Below are 2,972 nucleotides of genomic sequence, written 5' to 3' on the forward strand. Positions count from 1 at the left end.
ACCGCCTCGGCCGCGCTCGACGGCGGGGCGAAGGGCGTGGCGGAGACCGGGGGAGTGGCCGTGGCGCCCCCGGTCCCGGGGACGTAGTGGCGGCGCAGCACCTCCAGATGCTCCCGATGATCGCGCAAAGCGTCGGTGAAGGCGCTGGACAGACCGGAGTAGGCGGTGGTGACCTGCTCGTAGAGGGATATCAGGCGCTCCTCGTCCGCGATCGCGCCGAGCAGGACCGCCACCTCGGGTCCGGGCGCGAGGTCGCGCGGCGCGGGGCTCTGGCAGCCCGCGAGGCAGGCCAGCCCGGCCGCACCGCCCAGCACGGCGCGGCGGGAGACGTGGACGGGCAAGCGGGACTCCTCCGAAAAAGATCGCTTGAAGGCGGTGGACAGCATCCCACACAGGGGGTCGGAGCGCGCGAATACACACCCTGGGGTCAGGCTGTCGATAGTCTTGTCTGGTCAGAGCGTAGATATAGCGCCCGAAAGAGCCAATAGGGAGGTCCCGTGAGCGCAGCAGCGCGCGATGGACGCGTTCGGGGGGACCGCCAGAAGGCCGCGCTGGTCGAGTTGCTCACGCCGGTGGTCGCGGAGTCCGGCCACGACCTGGAGGACGTCACCGTCTCCCAGGCGGGCAAGCGGCGGGTGGTCCGGGTGATCGTGGACGCCGACGGCGGCGTCGACCTCGACGCCATCGCGGTGGTCAGCCGCGGCGTCGCGGCGGTGCTCGACGAGACGGACGTCCTGGGCGGCGGCCCTTACGTGCTCGAGGTCACCTCGCCCGGAGTGGACCGCCCGCTCACGCAGCCGCGCCACTGGCGCCGGGCCGCGGGGCGGCTGGTGAAGTTCACCACCACCGAGGGCGCGGAGGTGCAAGGGCGGGTGCTCGGCGCGGACGAGGAAGAGATCCGGCTGGACGTGGCGGGCGGGGAGCAGGTCTTCCCGCTGGCGGCCGCGGGTCCGGGCAGGGTCCAGGTGGAGTTCCGCCGGATAGAGGCAGAGGACCTGCTCCACGACGAAGAGGAAGGTGGGGACGGGGATCCTCATGGACATTGACATCAACGTTTTGCGCAGCCTGGAGCGAGAGAAGGACATCTCGTTCGAGGTCGTGGTCAGGGCGATCGAGGACGCACTGCTGATCGCCTACCACCGCACCGAGGGCGCGGCCGACAAGGCCAGGGTGGAACTGGACCGCAAGACCGGGCACGTGACGGTCTGGGCGACGGAGAACCCGGAGACCGGCGAGGACGGCGAGATCCTCCGGCCCGGCCGGGAGTACGACGACACCCCGGACGACTTCAGCCGGATCGCGGCGACCACGGCCAAGCAGATCATCCTGCAGAAGCTGCGGGACGCCGAGGACGAGCTGACCTTCGGCGAGTACGCGGGACGCGAGGGCGACATCGTCGCCGGCGTGATCCAGCAGGGCAAGGACCCGCGCAACGTCCAGGTCGACCTGGGCAGGCTCGAGGCGGTGCTGCCGCCGCAGGAGCAGGTCCCGACCGAGGCGTACGAGCACGGCGAGCGGATCAAGGCCTACGTGGTCCAGGTCCGCAAGGGCCACCGCGGCCCGTCGGTGATGCTCAGCCGCACCCACCCGAACCTGGTGCGCAAGCTCTTCGCGCTGGAGGTCCCGGAGATCGCCGACGGCACCGTCGAGATCGCCGCGGTCGCCCGCGAGGCGGGGCACCGCACCAAGATCGCGGTTCGTTCGCGCAAGCCCGGGGTGAACGCCAAGGGCGCCTGCATCGGACCGCTGGGCAGCCGGGTCCGCAACGTCATGACCGAACTGCACGGCGAGAAGATCGACATCGTGGACTGGTCGGAGGACCCCGCGACGTTCGTCGGGAATGCCCTGTCGCCCGCGAGGGTTAACAGTGTCGAGGTCGTGGACGCGGAGCAGCGGATGGCCCGGGTGATCGTTCCGGACTACCAGTTGTCGCTGGCGATCGGCAAAGAAGGACAGAATGCGCGTCTCGCGGCCAGGCTCACCGGCTGGCGGATCGACATCCGTCCCGACACCCCCGCCGGTCCGGGGGATGAGACCGCCGACCCCGCCGAGGCTCCGGCGGGGTAGACTGGTGGGTGATGGCCTCTCGGCCCCGCAGCGCACGTGTGTGGGCTGCCGGATTCGGGCGGCCCGCGCTGACTTGTTGCGCGTCGTGGCGGTGGAGGGAGTACTCCTCCCTGACCCCGGTAAGCGACTGCCGGGACGTGGTGCTTGGCTGCATCACGATCTCGGATGTCTGGAGCAGGCGATTCGCCGTCGGGCGTTCTCCCGGGCCTTGCGTTTGGGAGCGGTGCCCGATAGTTCTGGTCTGCTGCGGTATCTGCGAGACAGCACCGTGTGAGTAAGAGATCTAGTCGGAAGCAGGTCGAGATTGCTATGAGCGCTCGATGAGCAGTACGCGATGACTGGTTAGCGACGGCCCGGCGACACGAACCCGGGCCAGATTGGGAGTGCAGTGGCCAAGGTCCGGGTGTACGAACTCGCCAAAGAGTTCGGTGTAGAGAGCAAGGCCGTCATGGCCAAGCTCCAGGAAATGGGCGAGTTCGTCCGGTCAGCGTCCTCGACCATCGAGGCGCCGGTAGTTCGTCGGCTCACCGAAGCGTTCGGTAAGTCCCCTTCGGGTGGCGCCAGGTCTGGCGGCCCCCGTCCCTCCGCGCCGCGTCCGGGCCCCAAGCCCGGCCCCGCGGCTCCGAAGCCGGGTCCCGCCTCCGCGGGAGCCCCCAAGCCGGGCCCGCGCCCCGGCCCCGCGGCGCCCAAGCCGGGCCCGCGCCCGCCGGTGCCCGAGACGCCCGTCGCGGAGGTCCCCAAGGCCCCGCAGGCGCCTCAGGTCCCGCAGGTTCCCCAGGTTCCCCAGGTCCCGGCCGCCCCGCAGGCCCCGGCCGCCCCGCGCCCGCCGGTTCCCCCGGCGCCGCAGCAGGGCTCGCCGGCCGCGGGTCCCGGTCCCAGGCCGGGCCCGCGCCCGACCCCGGGCC

4 protein-coding genes and 1 pseudogene are annotated in these 2,972 nt (G+C 71.3%); 4 read left to right on the plus strand and 1 reads right to left on the minus strand.

Annotated features, from left to right (window positions below):
- Window positions 1-341 (minus strand): annotated as a pseudogene (locus tag ABD327_RS15000) (hypothetical protein); the annotation flags it as partial.
- Between the two features lie 156 nt (window positions 342-497).
- Here ABD327_RS15000 and rimP point away from each other — a divergent pair.
- From rimP to ABD327_RS15020, 4 genes are all read left to right on the plus strand, one after another.
- Window positions 498-1,046: a ribosome maturation factor RimP gene (gene rimP / locus ABD327_RS15005; protein ID WP_344450971.1), complete on the plus strand. Its 549-nt coding sequence runs from the start codon at window positions 498-500 to the stop codon at window positions 1,044-1,046.
- The gene (nusA, locus tag ABD327_RS15010; protein WP_344450972.1) at window positions 1,036-2,067 is read left to right on the plus strand and encodes a transcription termination factor NusA; all 1,032 of its coding nucleotides are present in this window, start codon (window positions 1,036-1,038) and stop codon (window positions 2,065-2,067) included. The genes rimP and nusA overlap by 11 nt, the downstream gene beginning before the upstream one ends.
- A complete protein-coding gene (locus tag ABD327_RS15015) occupies window positions 2,030-2,341 on the plus strand; it encodes a YlxR family protein (protein WP_344450973.1) in 312 nt (103 codons plus the stop codon). Before nusA ends, ABD327_RS15015 begins: the two co-directional genes overlap by 38 nt.
- A gap of 114 nt (window positions 2,342-2,455) precedes the next feature.
- On the plus strand, window positions 2,456-2,972 hold a 517-nt coding region (locus ABD327_RS15020; protein WP_344450974.1), incomplete at its 3' end, for a translation initiation factor IF-2 N-terminal domain-containing protein.

Source organism: Actinocorallia aurantiaca (genome assembly GCF_039533685.1).
Lineage (GTDB): Bacteria > Actinomycetota > Actinomycetes > Streptosporangiales > Streptosporangiaceae > Actinocorallia > Actinocorallia aurantiaca.